At 52.4% G+C, this 18,851-nt stretch carries 17 protein-coding genes; 8 read left to right on the forward strand and 9 right to left on the reverse strand.

What is annotated here, in order from left to right:
- Window positions 1–14 precede the first annotated feature (14 nt).
- Window positions 15–782 (reverse strand): sporulation protein, encoded by a 768-nt coding sequence (locus tag H581_RS0127045; protein WP_028612734.1) that lies wholly within the window; start codon window positions 780–782, stop codon window positions 15–17.
- Between the two features lie 101 nt (window positions 783–883).
- Window positions 884–2,635, reverse strand: a complete 1,752-nt coding sequence (locus tag H581_RS36725) for an ATP-binding protein (protein WP_051251399.1) — start codon at window positions 2,633–2,635, stop codon at window positions 884–886.
- A gap of 202 nt (window positions 2,636–2,837) precedes the next feature.
- On the opposite strand from H581_RS36725, the gene mscL reads away from it, so the two are divergent.
- From mscL to H581_RS38110, 3 genes are all read left to right on the forward strand, one after another.
- A complete protein-coding gene (mscL, locus tag H581_RS0127055; RefSeq protein WP_028612735.1) occupies window positions 2,838–3,302 on the forward strand; it encodes a large-conductance mechanosensitive channel protein MscL in 465 nt (154 codons plus the stop codon).
- Entirely contained in the window at window positions 3,295–3,930 is a 636-nt protein-coding gene (locus tag H581_RS0127060; RefSeq protein ID WP_028612736.1) for an NUDIX hydrolase, read from the forward strand. Before mscL ends, H581_RS0127060 begins: the two co-directional genes overlap by 8 nt.
- A 79-nt stretch (window positions 3,931–4,009) precedes the next feature.
- On the forward strand, window positions 4,010–4,399 hold the full coding sequence (locus H581_RS38110) for a hypothetical protein (RefSeq protein WP_156889697.1): 390 nt from the start codon (window positions 4,010–4,012) through the stop codon (window positions 4,397–4,399).
- A gap of 267 nt (window positions 4,400–4,666) precedes the next feature.
- Here H581_RS38110 and H581_RS0127065 read toward each other — a convergent pair whose 3' ends face one another.
- On the reverse strand, window positions 4,667–5,080 hold the full coding sequence (locus tag H581_RS0127065; RefSeq protein WP_028612737.1) for a hypothetical protein: 414 nt from the start codon (window positions 5,078–5,080) through the stop codon (window positions 4,667–4,669).
- A 216-nt stretch (window positions 5,081–5,296) separates the two neighbouring features.
- Here H581_RS0127065 and H581_RS0127070 point away from each other — a divergent pair, with 216 nt between their 5' ends.
- Both H581_RS0127070 and H581_RS0127075 read left to right on the forward strand, forming a co-directional pair.
- Complete coding sequence (locus H581_RS0127070; RefSeq protein ID WP_028612738.1) at window positions 5,297–6,193, forward strand: manganese catalase family protein; 897 nt, start codon at window positions 5,297–5,299, stop codon at window positions 6,191–6,193.
- On the forward strand, window positions 6,180–7,001 hold the full coding sequence (locus H581_RS0127075) for a TraX family protein (RefSeq protein WP_245600167.1): 822 nt from the start codon (window positions 6,180–6,182) through the stop codon (window positions 6,999–7,001). The genes H581_RS0127070 and H581_RS0127075 overlap by 14 nt, the downstream gene beginning before the upstream one ends.
- An 8-nt stretch (window positions 7,002–7,009) precedes the next feature.
- Here the strand turns inward: H581_RS0127075 and H581_RS0127080 are convergent, their stop codons facing one another.
- The gene (locus H581_RS0127080; RefSeq protein WP_028612740.1) at window positions 7,010–7,888 is read right to left on the reverse strand and encodes a serine/threonine protein kinase; all 879 of its coding nucleotides are present in this window, start codon (window positions 7,886–7,888) and stop codon (window positions 7,010–7,012) included.
- Window positions 7,889–8,140: 252 nt separating this feature from the next.
- Here H581_RS0127080 and H581_RS0127085 point away from each other — a divergent pair, with 252 nt between their 5' ends.
- The 3 genes from H581_RS0127085 to H581_RS0127095 all read left to right on the forward strand — a co-directional run bounded on the left by H581_RS0127085 (window position 8,141) and on the right by H581_RS0127095 (window position 9,625).
- The gene (locus H581_RS0127085) at window positions 8,141–8,323 is read left to right on the forward strand and encodes a hypothetical protein (RefSeq protein WP_028612741.1); all 183 of its coding nucleotides are present in this window, start codon (window positions 8,141–8,143) and stop codon (window positions 8,321–8,323) included.
- 144 nt (window positions 8,324–8,467) lie between these two features.
- Entirely contained in the window at window positions 8,468–8,686 is a 219-nt protein-coding gene (locus H581_RS0127090; RefSeq protein WP_028612742.1) for a hypothetical protein, read from the forward strand.
- A gap of 153 nt (window positions 8,687–8,839) precedes the next feature.
- Window positions 8,840–9,625: an arylamine N-acetyltransferase family protein gene (locus tag H581_RS0127095; RefSeq protein WP_028612743.1), complete on the forward strand. Its 786-nt coding sequence runs from the start codon at window positions 8,840–8,842 to the stop codon at window positions 9,623–9,625.
- On the opposite strand, the gene H581_RS35545 is transcribed toward H581_RS0127095, so the two are convergent.
- The 5 genes from H581_RS35545 to H581_RS0127120 all read right to left on the reverse strand — a co-directional run bounded on the left by H581_RS35545 (window position 9,601) and on the right by H581_RS0127120 (window position 18,799).
- The gene (locus tag H581_RS35545) at window positions 9,601–10,926 is read right to left on the reverse strand and encodes a putative bifunctional diguanylate cyclase/phosphodiesterase (protein WP_051251400.1); all 1,326 of its coding nucleotides are present in this window, start codon (window positions 10,924–10,926) and stop codon (window positions 9,601–9,603) included. The two genes, H581_RS0127095 and H581_RS35545, sit on opposite strands and share 25 nt — an antisense overlap.
- A gap of 376 nt (window positions 10,927–11,302) precedes the next feature.
- Complete coding sequence (locus H581_RS0127105; RefSeq protein ID WP_028612744.1) at window positions 11,303–12,031, reverse strand: response regulator transcription factor; 729 nt, start codon at window positions 12,029–12,031, stop codon at window positions 11,303–11,305.
- A gap of 205 nt (window positions 12,032–12,236) precedes the next feature.
- Window positions 12,237–16,070, reverse strand: coding sequence for a response regulator (locus tag H581_RS36730; protein WP_245600183.1), 3,834 nt, complete (start codon window positions 16,068–16,070; stop codon window positions 12,237–12,239).
- A gap of 183 nt (window positions 16,071–16,253) precedes the next feature.
- The gene (gene mgrA / locus H581_RS0127115; protein ID WP_028612746.1) at window positions 16,254–17,249 is read right to left on the reverse strand and encodes an L-glyceraldehyde 3-phosphate reductase; all 996 of its coding nucleotides are present in this window, start codon (window positions 17,247–17,249) and stop codon (window positions 16,254–16,256) included.
- Between the two features lie 101 nt (window positions 17,250–17,350).
- On the reverse strand, window positions 17,351–18,799 hold the full coding sequence (locus H581_RS0127120) for an HD-GYP domain-containing protein (protein WP_245600168.1): 1,449 nt from the start codon (window positions 18,797–18,799) through the stop codon (window positions 17,351–17,353).
- Window positions 18,800–18,851: the final 52 nt, after the last annotated feature.

The following is an 18,851-nucleotide window of genomic DNA, read 5'->3' on the forward strand; positions in this document are numbered from 1 at the left end:
AATACATTCGCCGCTTAGGCGTAACGGCCGATTACGTCTGAAAGCTGCTGGGCAATTGCGTTCGGACCTGCCGCAAGCTGCTCATTGGTAAAGCGGACGCGGACAAACGATTCGTCCATATCCATCGCTTCAGCGAAGAAGCTCGACAAGCCGCGCGCGCGGCGGTCGATCTGAAGCACCAGCTCGACTTCCCGGTCCGACGGGTAGAACATCAACTCGAGCTCATCCAGCCTGCCGCGGAATTGCGTTGTCGGCACGAACTCCAGCTCTTGCACGAACGGCATTCCCCGGCCGAGACGGGAGGAATACTCGCACTCCGCCTTGCGCAAGCGGAACCCTAATACGTTAACGGCTTCAAGCACGGTATTCATCGGTGCCGTCGGAACAACTTCAATGCGGTCATTGTCGCCCGGATCTACGCCGCCGCGTACGTCTAGCTCCGTCTTCACCCATACCGGCGCGCGTCCGATCGTAAGCGGCGTCTGATGAGGCAGCCGGAACGAGAACGGCACCTCGCGCTGCTCTCCCGCCTTAAGCGTGAACGGCGCGCTTACATGGAATCGGCCGACTTCTCCGCGCTGCGTATATTTATTGTCATTGCTTTCGCGTATATATTCTGTCATAACCGATAGCTGGATCGTTTCAATTTGCTGTTCTACGTTGCCGCCCTGTATCCGTACCACTCCGCGGACCTCTTCGCCCGGTGAATAGCGCGGCTTCTCAAGCAGCGTATCAATCTTTGCAGAGCCAATTCCGATACTGGCCAAAAAACGGTTAAACATGTTTACGACCTCCACTCAATTGGTAGTTACCTTACTGCATAAGCATATTACGGCATCTTGAAAAATAGGTTTCAATTTGGGAACGCCGTTATGACATGCCGTTATGTAGACTTGGAATGCTTCTTATAAGGCAATCGGATCCGGAAGATCGTTCCGACGCCCATTTCGCTCTCTACCGTAATTCGACCTTGATGGTTATCAATGATTTTGTAGGTAACCATCAATCCGAGGCCGGTTCCCTTATCCTTCGTCGTATAGAACGGCTGCCCAAGCGTGGACAGCTGCTCCTTTGAAATGCCGGATCCTTCATCCTGTATCCGGATGCCGATCGCTTCCGACTCATCCAAGGACATGTCGACCGCGACCACTCCCCCGTCCGGCATCGCTTCGATCGCATTTTTAAGCACATTAATAAAGACCTGTTTCAATTGATTCTCTACGCCCATTACCCACAAAGGCTGATCGTCCGAACGGTAGTCAATGATGACATTATGCAAATTAGCCTGCGTTTCAAGCAGCGTGAGCGTTTCAGCCATCATCTGCCGGACATCCCTGCACGAGAAATCGTATACCTGCGGCTTGGAGAGCATCAGCAGCTCGCTAACGATGGATTCGATCCGGACAAGCTCCGATTTCATAATATCATAAAAATGGCCGTTGTCCGTTCTGCCCGAAGCGATAAGCTGCAAAAAGCCTTTTAACGAGGTGAGCGGATTACGGATTTCATGCGCGATGCCTGCCGCCAATTGCCCCGCCACATAGAGCTTCTCTGAATTAATTAACAGCTCTTCGTTCTTCTTCCGTTCCGAAATGTCGCGGATAATGAACTGCTCGATCTGCCTGCCCGAGAAGGTGGCGCTCGCTCTCACGATTTCCGTATACAGCGGCTTTCCTTTCATGGAATGCCACAGCAGCTCAATCGGCTTAACCTGTCCGCTAATATGTCCGGCCTTCAGCCAGGCGGCCATTTCCAGATGACAGCTCTCATCCAATCGCCGGTAGATACAAGTTCCAATGATGTCGCACTCGCTCAGCGCCTCGAACATCGTCAGTCCGGCGCGGTTGATAAACTCCCACTTGCCTTCGCTGATTAAGGCGATCGTGTCCAAGGAGTTCTCAACCAGCAGCCTGTACCGCTCGTTAATCTGGCTGTACCGGTTCGCCGCGATCCAGGTCGTGAGACTAAAGCTGAGGATGATCAACGTGGAGACGCCTAGCATGAACGCCAGCAAAAACAAATAGTCATTCATTTGCTCCGTCGACAGGATGTCGGAATACTCCAGTGTCAAAGCATGCAGCCCCAGCTGGTGCATCAGCATATTGGACAAGCCGAGCGCAAGGCTGCCCTTTAGCTTATATTTAGCCGGTCTCTTCTTCTCCAGCCAGTAAAGAGCCAAATACGCCCCCGCGAAGCTGGCCATAAAAGAAAATCCGTACATCAGCCAGTTCATGTGAAACCGGATAACGGAATCGGAAAGCATCGACATATAGTGGAGCATCGTAGCGCCAATCGCCATCAGCGCGGCGCTGAACAGAAGTCTGCCTCCGGAAAGCTCCCTCTTGCGCAATACGAGCAAGGCCAAATAAATAATGATGCCGCATACGATCAGAATGAGAAGAATATTCCAATCAATAATGATTCTATAGTCGGACGCCAGCAAGGATACGACATGCATCGTCCATATGCCAAGCCCGAATACGGCAGCCCCGCCCGTTGTCCAGTTCAAGCTGTCCGTGCGTTCTCTCGGCTGCGCTTGATCGACCATATTCAGCATCGTATAGGAAGCGAAGCACATGATGGTCAACGAAAGCGCCAAGTAATAGGGGTCTCCCTGAATGATAGGGTCGTTCATGGTACTCCTTCAATTTCAAAATATTTACTTGCTCAATAGGAAATTCGACAATATCCAATAAAATCCTTTCTTACGTTCGTGGAAAATTGCATATTTTTGTCAGAAAATAAGATGAGAGTTTCTCAGCATCCCTTTTTCGGCTAAAATGGTAGAATGGACTCGGTAGATTCGGTCTATACTTGAGAGATAAGATAGGAGTGAAATGATGAAAATCATAAAAGAGTTTAAAGAATTTGCCATGAAAGGCAATGTCATCGACCTCGCAGTCGGCGTTATTATCGGCGGCGCATTCGGGAAAATCGTAACCTCCCTCGTCAATGACATTATTATGCCGCCGGTCGGCGCTATATTGGGCTCTGTCAGTTTCAAGCATTTGAAGTTTTATCTCGTAGACACGGATACGATGACAGAGGAAGACTTAGCAAAGGCCCCTGCTATCGCCTACGGCCAATTCATCAATGTTTTGCTGGACTTTTTGATCGTTGCATTCTGCATTTTTATGCTTATAAAAGTCATTAACGTTCTCCGCCGCAAAGAGAAGAAGGCGGAAGAGAAGCCGGCTGAACCGACGGAGAAGGAGTGCCCGTACTGCTTGTCCCAGGTGCCGATCAAGGCAACGCGCTGCAAGCACTGCACGTCCCAGCTGGAGGCTGCCCAGCATGGCTGAGGAGCTGTTCGATATTTATGACTGGCAATTGCGTCCGCTCGGAACCGCTACGCGCGCGGAGACCCATGCGCACGGGTATTGGCACCGCACCTTTCACTGCTGGCTGACCAGACGCGAAGAGAACCGCCGATTCGTGCGGTTTCAGCTTCGCCAGGCCGGCAAAGACACGAATCCCGGCTGCTATGATATTACGGCTGCCGGCCATTTATCCGCCGGAGAGACGATTCGCGATGCCGTGCGGGAGCTCGAAGAGGAGCTTGGCGTAACGGCTGCGTTCGAGCAGCTCATTCCGCTGGGTCAGATTCGCGAGGAAGCAAGCGGCGAGGTGAACGGCGCGCTATTCATCGACCGGGAGGTCAGCGACGTCTTTGGCCTTGTCTGCGAGACGGCTTTGACGGAGCTGCGGCTCCAGCCGGAAGAAGTGGCCGGGATTTACGAGGCCGACCTGGATGAGCTAATTGCTTTGTTCGAGGGCTCGCTTGGCGAGGCTGCAGCGATTGGCGCCGAGCTTGACGGCAATACAGGCAGCCTGACGCCGGCGCGGCGGTCCGTGAAGGCAAGCCAATTCGTACCGCGCGATGCGTCTTATTATGTGAGCGTGCTTCGGGCGCTGCGCGATTGTACGTAACTTGAGCATCGCCTCCGCTCGAGCGGCCGCGAACCCCCCACGCTCTCTCCCAATTGCTGTACCACATGTCAATTAATCCATGGATATTATAGAACTCCGTATACCGTGGCGCCAGGTCGAAATCATCCAGCTCCGGCTGATTGTACAACTGGGCCGCCATTCCATGGAAGCAGCCGTGCAGCTCCATTTCGATAAAGCTTCCCAGTTCGTCAAGCGTCCGGAAGGACAGCGGGTTATACGTAACCCTCTGTTCCGCGGCGGCTTTGTAGCAGGGCGTGCGGCGAAACGCCTCCGGCACCTGCGTCCAACCCGCAATCAGCCTCCGGTCATACCCCTGCCGGTCATACCAGCTGTACACACGATTAATGTAATCGCGATGAAACCGCAGAAATTTTTCTCCAAATCCCGGCGGAGGCACAGTCCCCGGGGTCACATGATTCGTATGATGCCACACGCGGTGCTCATCTAACAGCGCTTGCGGAAAATTCGGTATTCGCGGCATCCCGTTTCCCTCCATGCTTGTTCGTTTTTTCCGGTATTCACTCAGCTCAGCTTATAGTATGCGATGGCATGCGCCTGCGTGAGTATATGCCCATATCCATGTACCCGATGAGCATCGTCCGCATTCATCCTTCTCGTCAAATATGTATCGGTCAGATAGCGCCAGTCTCCCAGAAATTAAAAGAGCTGCCCGAAGAGTCTACAGACTCCCTGGACAGCGCCTATCTACTAAAATCTAGAACAAGGAATTATGGCGGCGGCATTGATCTTGCACACTTCTAACACAAATATCGAACGTAACCGTTACGTCGTTGTATCTGCCGAATTGACAGCAGATTCTAACGCAATCCTTATCGCGCATTCTGAAGAAGCTTACTACGCGGCAGTCGCAATCCAGCAACCGCTGAATCGTTCTCGCGTCGTGGCAGCGAATGGCTTTCACCAGCTTCTCTGCGACATTTTCGTTTCTCAGCTGATCAAAAATTTTGCTTAGCTCTTTGCCGGCTTCCTGCACTCCTTCAACAGCCGGATCCTGTTTTCTGCGACCTTCGCTCTTGCATCCGCAGCTAGAAGAAGATATGCGTACACGACGACGCGAAGATTTGCGAGTTTTTACGCTGCGAACTTTCACTTTTAATTTGGCGGACATTTCTATCCCCCCTTCCCTCCTGAATATACTCTATTCTATGTTCTAGTAAGAGAATGGTATGGACGTATAGTCCCCGACAAATGTTGAAATCGGATTTTTCACATGGCGAGCCCTTTCGACAGAAGGTTGTCCATTTAGACAACAGCGGTCTACCGCGGCGCGTGGAATCATACATATGAATGGAAGGAATTGTCGATGAAAGAGGTGAGCAGTCATTTGTTCGAACGAATAAATCGGCTTCAGGTAGAGCTGCCGCCATCCCCTTATGCGGATGCGAATGCCGCGGCGGCTGTTCAAGAGCTGCTTGGCGGTAAATTCGGTGAAATGTCTGCACTGAACAATTACATGTACCAGTCGTTTAATTTCAGGGAGAAAGAGCGGCTTAAGCCATTCTATGATCTGTTGGCCATCATAACGGCGGAGAAATTCGGTCACGCAGAGCTTGTAGCCGCGGCAATTAATAGGGTGCTTACCGGCACGACAAGCCCCGGCGACCCCAATTCGGCGCCGAAGAAGGAGGGCCTAAGTAAACGCAACAGCTATTTTTTCACCCGAACGGCGCAGGCCTCGATGCCCGGCGATTCCATGGGCCGTGCCTGGTCAGGTGACCATGTATGCAGCAGCGGCAATCTTGTGCTGGACCTGCTGCACAATTTCTATCAGGAATGCGGCGCTCGCACGCACAAAATGCGGGTCTATGAGATGACCGAGCATCCGACTGCGCGGGCATTGATCGGCTTCCTGCTCGTTCGAAGCGGCGTTCACGTGCTCGCCTGTGCGAAAGCGCTGGAATTAGCGACAGGCGCCGACGTGAAAAGCCTGATTCCTATTCCCGACCTCAGCAACAACCGCTTCGAAACGGCACGGAAATATGAAGCGATGGGGCTGGGCAATAAGCTGTACACGTTCAGCCCGAATGATTACAAGGATGTCGTGCTGATCTGGCATGGCCAGAATCCGCTCACCGGCGCGCAGCTCGAAGTCATTCAAGGAGCGCCGCAAGGAGCGCCGATGCCGGATCTGAGCGAGGTGCCCGAGGAGTTCGCGCCCGGCATCTCGCAGGAGAATTTCATGGGAATCGCGCAGCGGCTCCGGAAGAATGCCGGTCTATAGCCCGAACGAGATCACGCAGCCTAACCAAGAAGACCTCCTTATTCGCCGGCAGCGGCTTGCTTGGAGGTCTTCCCCGTCTCTTCATTTCTTCGCGTGCCCGCTGTGGTATACTTGGGCAATAACGAGAAAAATGAAGGTGATCACGATGCAATTTCTAGCCATGCTCACGATGCTTATCGATCATATCGGACTCATCTGGTTTCCCGAAGATGCAGGCTGGAGAATCGTCGGACGGCTGGCAATGCCGATCTACGCTTATGCCATCGTGCTCGGTTACTTCCGAACAAGCCATATAAACCGTTATTTGAAACGATTGGCCTGGATTGCGCTTATCTCGCAGCTGCCTTATCAATTTGCCTTTCACCTGCTTGAAGTCAATACGGTAGGCTCCTTATTCATGTGCCTGCTGCTTCTTCGCCTTCTCGACAAATATAAGGGGAAGCCCGCCGTTCCGTATTTGATCGCAGCTGCTTTCGTTATCCTGCTTGAAGTGCTGCCCTTCAGCTACGGCGCCTATCTGGTTCTGCTCGTATTGATTTACCGCTATGCCGAAGCGCAATGGATGACGCTGCTTCATTTCTCGCTCAATGCGGCCAGCGTGTTCGTAAAAGGCTGGGTTCTTCAACTATTCAGCGTGTTTGCTACCGTGTTCATCATCTATTTACCCGGCTTTCTGCGCAGTCTCGACAAAATCCGCATGCCGCGATTCGTCTGGCGCAGCTTTTACCCGCTTCATCTAACGATTCTTGCCGTGCTCTCGTATTACATGAGCAATCAAAGCTTTCAGGAATTATTGGACTTTATGTAAAAAGTTCCTTATGAACGGAGCCTGTTCATCAGCTCCCTCAGCTCTTGCCCGCACAATGCGGCTGAATGCCAGCCCGGTTCATCCTGTCCGAGCAGCCGTCGCACAAAATGGGTAACGGCCTGCGGAAGCGCAAGCTCTTCCTCCCAGCCGCGCTCTCCCTGCCCTTCATCCGGCACATATCCCGCATACATCATGAACAAGAACAAATGGCCCAGTCCGTATAGATCGCTGGCGGGAACGGGGACTCTCATCCGCCTTTTCACTGCCGACCAGCTGCTGCCGGCTAAGACATCCGCTTCCGCAGCGGCAGGCTCCGTTTCCTTCAATCCAGAGCGCAGCGGCTCCGGAAGCCGCTCGCCGATCCGGCAGGATAGACCGTAGTCGATCAAATAAATCCGATCCTCCTGCATCAGCACATTCGGGATGCGGACATCCCGGTGGACAAAACCGGCTTGATGCAAATAATCCAGTGTCTGCAAGAGTTCCTTGACGATACGAAGCGATTCCAGCAGCGAAAATGTGCGGCCTTGCGCCATCATTTTATGCTCCAGATTATCGCCTTCGACGAGCTCCATAATAAGCGCTTCATGGCGGCCACGCCTCTCGTACCGAATCCACTGCGGAATTCGCGGATGCCGCAGCTCCTGCAGTATCCGGCTTTCCCGCTCCAGCAGCAATCTTCCGAGCTCCTTCTTGCTGGGCATGTTTCGTTTCAGAAGAACGGTTCGGCCTGTCTCCATATCCGTGCATGCATAAGCTTGGCCATAGCTGCCCATACCAAGAAAACGATTGATGCGATAGCGGCCCATCCATAGAATGCCGGTCCTGAGCGGATAGTCCTGCCACTGGCGGATCATTTCCGAGCCTCGCGCTATTGGGTTCCACACCGTTACTCACCTCCGGGAGCGGCAAAGATGATGCTTTCGAAGCGAAGTTTTGCTTCGCAAAACTTTTAAGCGCCTAATTTTACAATATCGCACATCAATCCACAACTGTCCTAGAAACCTTATCGACAAAATAACGTACTTATTAACATATGAAAGCTTACGCTTTCGAAATCCTTTTTTGCTTCACAAAACATTAAGCGTATGCTTTCGAAGCGAAGTTTTATCCAAAAAATTTTTCAGGAGGTTGATATCATGTTCAAGCATCTGCTTCAACGTTTATTGCACTCCGTTACCGGCCGCAAAAATCACGGCTATCATCACTATAGCAGCAGCGATTACAAGAAAGGCTATCATCAGCCGCAAAATCGTCCGCCCTACTACCCGCCGAAGGGACACGGCTATTACAAAAAAAAATACAGCAGTTACTCCAGTTAAGCAAAAAAGAAACTCGATTAATGTCGAATTTTGTTGAATGTTAGGAAAATGTAAATAAAATAAACAAAATCCTGACGACTGTTTCATAAGCGGCTAAAAGATTTACGTTAGAATGGGGGAAATCGATCGGAGGTGTCAGCATAAATGATGAAAGTCATTACCTTCAAAAGTCGTTCGGTCCCTGTCTACTACCCTAACGAACAATCCGCATCAGTAGATCTGCTTCATCATAAATTGTACGAATTGGAATTAGACTTTGATTTCCGCAAAAAATGGAGACGTATCAAATCCGTAGAAATGGTACGGGATGTCGCTATTTTTCAATACAACGACGGAACGAAGCTTTACCTGGAAGTATGTTAGGCCGCATAAGCCAAAAGACCTGTTGACACACGCGCCCCGTGTGATTCTTCAGGTCTTTTTGCATTCCTTTCATGCGGAAAAGGAGCCTCAACGCTGCTTGGCGAATACCAATGGGGTACGGCATTTATCCGGACTAAGGGAGGAAACAAGAAGATGAACGACAGCCGCAGCCGTCTAAAGCCCGAAGTGTGCGCCTACCTTGAGCGTATTGGGTATGAAGGCAGCACGGAGAACAGCGCGGAAGTGCTTGCCAGGTTACAGGAGTGCCATCTTCACCGTGTGCCTTACGAGAATTTCGATATCTTGCGGCGGAAGCCGCTCTCGCTTGAATTGGATGATCTGATCGATAAAATAATCGTTCGGCGGCGCGGCGGCTACTGCTTCGAGTTAAACGCCTTGTTCGGCTGGCTGCTGCGGGAGCTTGGTTATTCCGTAACCGACTTCGTTGCCCGTTTCTGGCGCGACGAGCCTAATCCTCCGCCTAAGCAGCGGCATCATGTTCTTAAAGTCGAAGTCGATGGCGCGTTCTATTTGTGCGATGTAGGCGTGGGTGGAATTGTGCCTCTCCGGCCGATCAAGTTGACCGAGGGAGAGGTGCACGTGCAGGGCTCCGAGAGCTACCGCATGGAACGCGACGGGCAATTCGGCTGGGTGCTATGCGAATCCCATCACGGCCAGTGGCGGTGGCTGTACTCCTTCACCGAGGAGCCAAAGCTGCCTAAAGATTTTATTATGGCTACATACTGGTGTGAGAACGCTCCTGAATCTATATTTACGAGAAATCCTATGGCTGCGGTGCGAACCGCCGAGGGACGCAACACGATTGCCGGAGAACAGTTTCGTATTTTCACCTCCGAAGGCGTTAAGACGCTGACGCCCCATTCGAAGGAAGAGTATAACGAGGCGCTGCGCACTTATTTCGGAATCGTGCTGGAATAAGCATTCATTGAGGCCGGCTCGGAACGGCGGATCATTGACAGGTCGAGCAAAGCCGACTCCATCGGCATGCTGAGGAGCAGCCCCTGTACGTAATCGCAGCCCCATTTGCGCAGCATCAAATATTGATCGTCATATTCAACGCCATCGGCTATGACCTCCAGCCCAAGCCTGTGAACAAGCTGAATAATGCTTTCGACGACGATTCGTTCCGCGCTGTCATTTTTCATCTTGCGTATAAAGGACTTATCGATTTTCAAGCATTGAATAGGTAATTTATTCAGGTTTGCCAGGGAGGCGCAGCCGGTTCCGAAGTCGCCCAATACGGTACGCACGCCCGATGCGCGGAGCCCGCTTAGCGCCGCTAAGGCTGTATCTGAAGTAGAAATAATCGCATGCTCCTTGATTTCGAGTTCAAGAGAGGCTGGAGCAAGATTGTACTCCTTCAGGATATGCAGCACCGTCCGGGCGAATGTCGGGTCCTGAAGCTGCAGCGGAGATACGATAACCGACATGATCAGACGGCTGTTCGTACCGATGGGGTTCAGCTCGCGCAGCATCCGGCATGCTTCGCGCAGAACCCACTCGCCGATTGGGATGATTAACCCGCTATGCTCGGCGAGGGGGATGAATTCGAACGGCGTAATCATGCCCAGCTCGGGATGATTCCAGCGGATTAGGGCTTCAAAGCCTCGGAGTCTCCCGTCTTCCGTGTGATAGACCGGCTGATAGCTCAAATGAAACTGGCGCAAAAAAAGAGCAGGCCGAAGCGCCGCTTCGATATCTGTCCGTCGATTCAAAAACAGCGTATCCTCCATATTGTAAAACCGCACCCGATTGCCGCCGTGCTCCTTCGATTGGTACAAGGCCAGTTCGGCACGGCATATAAGCTGTCCACTCGTCCGTCCATCCTTCGGATATACCGCTGCGCCGATGCTGGAAGATAAATAATGTTCGGTTCCATCGAACTCGATGGGACGTTCAACCGCGTTTTTGATCGCCTCAACGGCCAGCAAACCTTGCCTATCCTTGCCCTCGAGCGGCATCGCTACGAGAAACGTATTGCCTCCGATCCGCCTAACTGTCGAGGATACCGTTCTCGATTCCCTGAGCCGTCTGCTGACCATACCCAGAACATAATTGCCGAATTCCATGCCCTTCGTTTCATTCACGCAATAAAACCGGTCCAAATCAATAAGCGCCACGATCATCTGCAACCCTGCCGCACGAACAATGCTCACCGCTGCCTCCAGCTGCGCAAAAGCTTCATTGCGGCCGGCCTGACTGGCCAATGCATCCCCCATTATTCCACTCCCTATACCGATCCGTTAATTTATTCCAGTTTGCCAATAAAGTATTAGGAAAATTAAGCAGATAGCTTTAGAAGAGTGTTAGACTTCTTAATAAGCGCGCAAGCAGAAACGCCTATCAGCGACCTTGTCAGAGGACGCAAACCGTTTACTTCCGAGAACCATCCCGGCTTATTGAGGTGAGGCGAACAGATGCTGGCGTAGTTTCCAAAATTGAAACTAAACGGCGGAGTCTGGTGCTGAATCGGTATATTCCCAGCTTTATGCAATTTTCATCCAAATCGGGGAATCTCATAAATTGCTAATCATCGTAAAAGAACCATCCCGGCTTATCGGAATGGTTCATCTAGAGATGGTCTCTATTCATAGGCTAACTCTGGCTTATGCTGGGATGCTGCGCTATGTACTTATAGCCGAAGCCCCATACCGTCCGGATCAGCCTAGGCTCCTTCGGGTTCTGTTCGATCTTCTTCCGAAGATTGACGATATGTACATCAATGGCGCGATCCGTAACGAAAGAATCGAAACCTCGAATCGCATTGATGAGTTCTTCCCGGCTAAACACTTTGCCGGGATGGGCCAGAAAGAGCTTCATCAACTCGTATTCCGAGAAGGTGGTTTCCACCAATTGCCCTCTTACGAGCAGCAGCCTCCGCTCATAATCAAGCTGGATCGCCTCATGCTCATCAACCGTCTCGACCGCAGCCGCAATTTGGAAAGCCGTCTCGGCCCGCAGCGAATTCGAACGTCGAATTAACGCCTCGACACGGGCCGTCATTTCATGCATGCTGAAGGGCTTGCACATATAATCATCCGCGCCTGCCTTCAATGCCTGAACGCGCTCGGATACCTCGCTCTTCATCGAAAGAATCATAATGGGAACATTCGAACGTTTTCGAATATGCGCGCACACTTCCATACCATCCAGATCAGGCAAAATTAAATCAAGCAGCACCAGGTCCGGCGAAAAGTCCGCGGCAAGCCGCAAGCCCTCATCCGCGCGGTATGCCTGCATGACGGAGTAGCCCTCTTCCGATAAATACATAGATAGCATATCACTCATCATGACGTCATCTTCTATAACTAGAACTTTGTACATTGTCGTCACCCTTTTTGAAATTCTAAGAATTTATAAGTTCTATCACTCTTATTTGCGCTTAGAATTCTCCTCGAAACGGTCCACGTCCTCTGACAAGGACACCGGCTGGCGTTTCTGCTTGGGACCTGCGGATCTCTGTCAATATTTATTGTAACTCTACTATACAATACAGAGATTCAAGGGACAACAATTTGTTAGAAAATTGTTAGGGTTTATTGTCGAACATGTTTGGCACGCTGCGAATTCCTTCCAATAGCCGCTTAAGCGCCATTTCCAGCACATCGATGGACGCCCGCAGCAGCTCCCGGTCCGGATTCGGATGTCTCGCGAGCCTATCCGCTTCAAGCGCGGCCTCCTGCAGCTCAAAGGCGGACAAATAACCCGCCGCTCCCTTCAGCGTATGAATCATCCGCTTCATGTTATCAAGCTCAGGCTGAAGGAGCATGGTGCGCAGCTGATCTGCGAACCATTCATAATCAAGCGAGAACTGCTCCATCATATGCAGCAGAATCGGCAGCTTCCCGTTTACCCTATCCAGCGCGCTTTCCACGTCCATGCCGGCTATAGCCGGCAGCAAGGCGCTATCCTCCCGCGATGGAATGGGCAGTGATCCCGTCTTCCGGATTAGCTCGCGGCCTTCCTTCAGCCAATAGGATATGACCGTGTGCAGCCTCTCGGAAGAGATCGGCTTCGTCACGATATCGTTCATTCCCAGCTTCAAGTAATGCTCATGATCGTTACGGAGCACATTCGCCGTAACCGCTATGATCGGAATTTCATTATACTTCTCCTGCCCGCGTATCATACGGACCGCTTCGGTTCCGTCCATGACCGGCATATGGATATCCATCAAAATCAGATCCCAATGCCGCTCTTCCAGCTTCCGCAGCACTTCTTGGCCATTCTCCGCCAAGCCGACCTCATAGCCCTGCTCCTTCAAAATTTCAATCGCGACGAGTTGGTTGATTTTATTATCCTCTGCGAGCAGGATCCGTGTATGCGAGCCGGCACCGGTAACCGGAACAGGCGATGCCTCGTCTTCCTGTCCCTTCCCTTCGGCCCGCTTCTGTTCAAGGGCGTTGTCGATTGCCCGCAGCATGTCTGTCCGAAGAATCGGCTTTATTAACAAAGTGAGCGGTCTCTGCTCGCCCGGCAGCTGCATCATTTCGTCCCGTCCGTAGGACGTCGTCATCGCGATCGTCTTCACGCCGGCTGCTTCCGCTTCCTCGTGGAATTCCAGCCAGGTCTCCGCGCCGTACATGTCCGGCATCTCCATATCAAGCACGATAAGCCGCGGAAGCGCTCCGGCTCCAATACGCCGGAGGCGGTCCCTTGCCCGTTTCCAAGAATGGAAGACGATCGGGGTTAAACCAAAGGCTTCGACGATATGGCTCCAATGCTCGGCCATTCCCTTATCATCCTCGACGATCCAGAGCGGCTGCTCTCTCATTTCATCGTTGACCTGCCTGCGCTGGCCGCTGTACTTGTGAGTAAAGCCGAACGGAATCGTGAAATAGAATTGGCTGCCGACGCGAGCCTCACTTGCTGCCTCCAGCTTGCCTCCCATGAGCTCAACCAGGGAATGGGAGATGACGAGCCCAAGGCCCGTGCCGCCGAATTTGCGTGTTGTCGAGCCATCCGCCTGCGTAAACGGCTTAAACAGCTTCTCGACCTGCTTCTCGTTCATCCCGATTCCAGTATCCGCAACGAGGAAGCGGATATAAACGATGCTATCCGTTTCTTCAGCCACTTCGAGTTTCAGCTCCACGCTGCCCCTGTTCGTAAACTTAATCGCATTCATACATAGATTGAGAAGTACCTGTTCAAGCCGCATCGCATCGCCGATAATCGTCTGCGGCAAATCCTCCGGCATGTCGATGATGAATTCGAACTGCTCCTTGCCGCCAAGGAACACGCTTAATTGATTGGTCAGCCTATGCATCAGCTCTTCCGGCTGAAACGGCAGCCGCTCGAGATCTACCTTTCCCGCCTCGATCTTGGAAAAGTCCAATATATCATTAATGATCCGAAGCAGCGTTTCCGAGGAAGTGTTCATCTTATCCACATAATCCTTCTGCGATGCGGAAAGTCCGGTCTTGCGCATCAACTGCGCCAGGCCGATAATCCCGTTAAGCGGCGTCCGGATCTCATGACTCATCAGCGCCAGGAATCTGCTCTTCGCCTGATTCGCTTCCTCCGCTTCATGCGTCGCCTGGACAAGCTTCGACTGAATCATTTGCTGCTCGGAGATATCGCGGGCGATACAAGAGTAGTAGAGCTCTCCGGTATGCTCATTCTGATGCGCGACAACGACCATGGAGACATGCAGAGTATCGCCGCTCTCCTTGCGAAGCTGCACGCCGCTCTCCCAATAGCCGTTCTCCTTGGCCAGCTCGGCTCCCTTTACGAGCTCCGCATACATGCTCTTCTGCAAGAAGCTCTTCACCTTATAGCCGCCGTCCATTACGCTGCCGATCCCCATCATCTCGCGGCCGGCGCGATTCATGTAAATGATTTTGCCGTCCGTATCCGCCGAAGCGATCAAATCCTTCGCCGATTCGACGATATCGAGCAAGCGGTTGCGGGCAATTTCCACATGCTTCCGGTCGGATACATCCAGCACCATGCCGACGACGCCGGAGAATCTTCCATTTCGGTCACGCAGCCCGTTCGAGCTATGAAGGGTAGGGATTTTGGTTCCGTCCTTATGGATGAAGGTCCATTCCCGTTCATAAGAGAAGTTTTCATTGCGCAGTTCCTTGAACACCTCGAGTCCGGGCTTCACCTCTCTCCCGAGCCTGGCCGACAGCCTCTCCGCCTCCGCATGAATCTCGTCCATATCCATAAATAAAAGCGGCGTTGCGATCCCTGCCAGCTCCTCCGTCTTGTAACCAAGCATGTCTTCCGCGGTTTTGTTTAAATAAGACACCTTATAATTATTGTCTAATACGATGAAGCCGTATTGATTCTGGTTAATGATCGCTTCCAGCCGGTCGAACATCTCCTGCAAATGCACCATCATGCCGTTTACGGAGTGGGCAAGCTGGCCTACCTCGTCATGCGGCTCCACCGCCAGGTGCTCGGCTTCGAAGCGCCCGGCCGCTGCCTGCTCCGTAACGCCAAGAATATTTTCCAACCGTTTAATGATGCGTTCAAAATAGAGAAGGAAAAAGATAACGATAATGACCTCCGCTACCGCGATCATCGTAAATATGCGCCAGAAGATCGGGTTCAGGCTCTCTCCCAGCTTCGCCATAGGCTCCTGGAGAGAGATCCGCCATGGCGTCCCGCTCACCTTGGTATGGAAGGCGGCATAATCCTTGCCGTTAATCGCCACCCTCACCATACCCTCGTTTGTCTCCAGCATGCTGTCGACAACCGGATTCAAGGGATAACCTTCACGATATGAAAGATAGCTGTCCATACGCGTCGAATCAGACCGAAAGAGCATGGCGCCGTCATCGTTAAACAGGATGCGGGTTACCGCACTCTCGCCTTCGGCTGCGACGTATTCGAGCAGCTTAGAGAATAATATCGAGGCGTATACGACGCCCTTCGCTTCATTCGAATTCCCGTAGACAGGCACGGCAATGAACGACAGCGGCGCATCCGAGAATTCCGGCGTATACGGATCCGTCAACATCACCTGGCCCTTCATCGCTTCTTTGAAGAAAGGCTCTTCTCCCATCCCGAGCGTTTCGCCTTTCATGTTCCTGCTTCTCCCGCCGCTATCGATGAAGCCGATGGAATAATAGGGGCTTCCGCTCCGGGTCAATTCCGCATTAAAATAATCCAGCCGCTCCTGATCCGTTCCGAAGCGCACCATTTCCGTACGGCTAATGACAAGCACCTCCGCTTTGAGGACCGCTATCCAAGACGCCATGTCGTTCGCCCGGCTTCTCAGCTTACTTGTTGTTTTCTCGATTTCCGAATGAAGAATAGCCTGCTTGACCGCCGAATAATTCCCTACCCCGGCGATAAGCAGCGGTATGAAAGAGATAAGGACAATTAATATCAAGCCTTTCGTCCGCATGGACATCTTGTTCAAGCCGCTTCCCCCTCCTGCTGTGCATGATCGCCGCTTGTCGAATGTTGACACTATTATACCTTCCAGATGCGGTTAGGAGAAGACAAAACGCCGGAACTAGCCGCGCTTCCGCGCTTCCAATTCCAGCGTTCCGTGATATCTATTGCGTATCCTTCGCCAATCGATCGCCGCAGCTTACTCTGCAGCGAGAATGGTTTCAATCCGGTCAAGCTCCGCTTCGGAGAAATCCAACCGGTTCAAAGCCGCGACGTTGTCATCGATCTGACCGACCCTGCTTGCGCCGATTAAAGCAGACGTTACCTTGCCGCCTCTCAGTACCCAGGAAAGCGACATCTGGGCAAGCGATTGACCTCGTTCCTGCGCAAGCTCGTGGAGCTGCTTCACCTTACTCAGCTTGCTCTCCGTAATGTGGTCCGTATTCAGGAATACGCTTGGACCTGCCGCGCGGGAGTCGGACGGCACGCCGTTCAAGTAGCGGTTGGTCAACAAGCCTCCGGCCAGCGGCGAGAATACGATCGAGCCGATCCCTTCCTTCTCCAGCACATCCTGCAAGCCATTCTCGATCCAGCGGTTCAGCATGGAATAGGACGGCTGATGAATGAGACACGGCGTACCAAGCTCCTTCAAAATAGCGGCGGCGCGAGCCGTCTGCTCCGCGCTGTAATTCGAGAGGCCGACGTAAAGCGCCTTGCCTTGGCGAACGACATGGTCGAGCGCCATCATCGTTTCCTCCAGCGGCGTGTCCGGATCGGGACGATGATGATAGAAAATATCGACATAGTCCAGCTTCATCCGCTTTAAGCTTTGATCCAGGCTGGAGACCAAATATTTTCTCGAGCCCCATTCGCCGTACGGACCTTGCCACATATAATAGCCCGCTTTTGTCGAGATGATCATCTCATCGCGGTATGACGCGAAATCCTGCCGGACGATTTGTCCGAACGTCTCCTCCGCCGACCCCGGCGGCGGTCCATAGTTATTGGCGAGGTCAAAGTGGGTAATGCCCAGATCGAAAGCCCGGCGGATCATTGCCCGGCCGTTCTCCAGCTGGTCAACCCCTCCGAAATTGTGCCATAATCCCAATGAAACCGCGGGAAGCTTTAATCCGCTTCGTCCTGCGCGGTTATACTTCATGCCCTCGTAACGATTGTTTGCTGCTGAATAGGTCATGTCCGGTCGCCTCCAAAGTCTGAATGGGGAATCCTGAATCTTGTATGTAAAAAACCTGCTGCAGCTATTATTCTACAAGTTAGCGCGGACAAAAGATATCCCTATCCCCTCACCCGCTTCCTTTCCAATTTCAAATGCGGGCTGTTCCTTACCGTTTCTTCGAAGAAGGCAGGCTGCTCGCGAACAAGCCGCTCCCACGCTTCCACGCAGCGGGGATCGAAGTGTCTTCCGCTTTCCTTCTGTATAATTTCCATGGCCGCTTCATGCGACATCGCTTTGCGGTAGGACCTGGAGGAAGTGAGAGCGTCATAGACGTCCGCTACGGCCGTGACGCGCGCCAGAAGCGGTATTTGCTCGCCAGTCAGCTTATCCGGATAGCCGGTGCCGTCCCACTTCTCATGATGGGAACGGATAACGGACAGCTCCTCCGGCATAAAGCCCAATCTCTTGCAGAGGTCGTAGCCGGATACGGGATGCACCTCAATGACCTCGCGCTCCTTCGGCGTCAACTTTCCGGGCTTATTCAGGATCAGGTCGGGAATGCGCAGCTTGCCGACGTCATGGACGAGGCCGCCTTGCGCAATCGCCCGCAATTCACCGGAGGACAGGTCCATCTCCTCGCCCAGTTTCAAAGCGTACAAGGCTACGCGGTAATTATGACCGGCCGTATAGGAATCCCGCGCCTCCGTTGTCATGACCAGCTCCCTGACGCTGGTAGACATATAAGTGTTAATCCAATCCCGCGGATTCGCCCGGAACATCAATTTAACCGAGGAGGTTATGGATTTCGAGCTTACATATTGATTGACGATGCCGGCTACCATAACAATAACCGATGCGAGCAGCAGGAAGTGGTACAGCCACCAGCTGGCATTCCATGCCTTCCCCGTTACGATTATCAGCTGGGCAACGATCATCCAGCCCGAACTGTACACGACAGCCATTTGCAAAGGAAAGCGGGAGGATAAATAGGTGTTCAAATAACGAAGCATTGTCCAGCCGTTCACGACAACGATAAAAACCGTCACAATCCACATCATCGTCTTATCTTTCAAATGAAAATATTGCGTGATATCCGGGAACGTCCAAAGCGCGGCGCATATCGCAACAAGCAGCGCCGTCCAGACCGGCATCAGCCAACGCTGCCATTCTGCGAACCACTTGATAAGCGGCTGATCGACGGAGACGGATGACAGCCACAGCCAGATAACCGCCAGCATAATGCTAAGCTGGGCCGCATTGCCGGAAATGCTTGAATGATGCATGAGAAAGCCGGGGGTCGATAAACCGTGAAGGGCAAACATCGCGGCCAGGGATACATAGGATAAAGAGAGAAAGCTAATCTTAATGTTACGCAGCTGCGTCGCCACGATGCCTACCGCGATGGCAAGAACAAGCGCAATCACGGAAATAAGACTGACCATATAAAAATGCTCCTGCGGCGCATTAAAGCTCCTATCCGCCGCCGATGCCCGCAGCAGCGAATAGCCGAGCAGCGGTATGGCCATCGCCAATATCAACCGTATGTATACTCCCGTATTTTTCTGCAAGCCCATATCCTCCTACAATTCATACATAGTTTGTGGTTGTACATATACCGCC

This window comes from Paenibacillus harenae DSM 16969, from assembly GCF_000422465.1.
GTDB lineage: Bacteria > Bacillota > Bacilli > Paenibacillales > Paenibacillaceae > Pristimantibacillus > Pristimantibacillus harenae.

What these genes read in the sequence shown, in the direction of transcription:
- H581_RS0127045 (WP_028612734.1), bottom strand. Translation starts at nt 782, where the DNA reads ATGTTTAACCGTTTTTTGGCCAGTATCGGAATTGGCTCTGCAAAGATT.
- H581_RS36725 (WP_051251399.1), bottom strand. Translation starts at nt 2,635, where the DNA reads ATGAACGACCCTATCATTCAGGGAGACCCCTATTACTTGGCGCTTTCG.
- mscL (WP_028612735.1), top strand. Translation starts at nt 2,838, where the DNA reads ATGATGAAAATCATAAAAGAGTTTAAAGAATTTGCCATGAAAGGCAAT.
- H581_RS0127060 (WP_028612736.1), top strand. Translation starts at nt 3,295, where the DNA reads ATGGCTGAGGAGCTGTTCGATATTTATGACTGGCAATTGCGTCCGCTC.
- H581_RS38110 (WP_156889697.1), top strand. Translation starts at nt 4,010, where the DNA reads ATGGATATTATAGAACTCCGTATACCGTGGCGCCAGGTCGAAATCATC.
- H581_RS0127065 (WP_028612737.1), bottom strand. Translation starts at nt 5,080, where the DNA reads ATGTCCGCCAAATTAAAAGTGAAAGTTCGCAGCGTAAAAACTCGCAAA.
- H581_RS0127075 (WP_245600167.1), top strand. Translation starts at nt 6,180, where the DNA reads ATGCCGGTCTATAGCCCGAACGAGATCACGCAGCCTAACCAAGAAGAC.
- H581_RS0127085 (WP_028612741.1), top strand. Translation starts at nt 8,141, where the DNA reads ATGTTCAAGCATCTGCTTCAACGTTTATTGCACTCCGTTACCGGCCGC.
- H581_RS0127090 (WP_028612742.1), top strand. Translation starts at nt 8,468, where the DNA reads ATGATGAAAGTCATTACCTTCAAAAGTCGTTCGGTCCCTGTCTACTAC.
- H581_RS0127095 (WP_028612743.1), top strand. Translation starts at nt 8,840, where the DNA reads ATGAACGACAGCCGCAGCCGTCTAAAGCCCGAAGTGTGCGCCTACCTT.
- H581_RS35545 (WP_051251400.1), bottom strand. Translation starts at nt 10,926, where the DNA reads ATGGGGGATGCATTGGCCAGTCAGGCCGGCCGCAATGAAGCTTTTGCG.
- H581_RS0127105 (WP_028612744.1), bottom strand. Translation starts at nt 12,031, where the DNA reads ATGTACAAAGTTCTAGTTATAGAAGATGACGTCATGATGAGTGATATG.
- H581_RS36730 (WP_245600183.1), bottom strand. Translation starts at nt 16,070, where the DNA reads ATGTCCATGCGGACGAAAGGCTTGATATTAATTGTCCTTATCTCTTTC.
- mgrA (WP_028612746.1), bottom strand. Translation starts at nt 17,249, where the DNA reads ATGACCTATTCAGCAGCAAACAATCGTTACGAGGGCATGAAGTATAAC.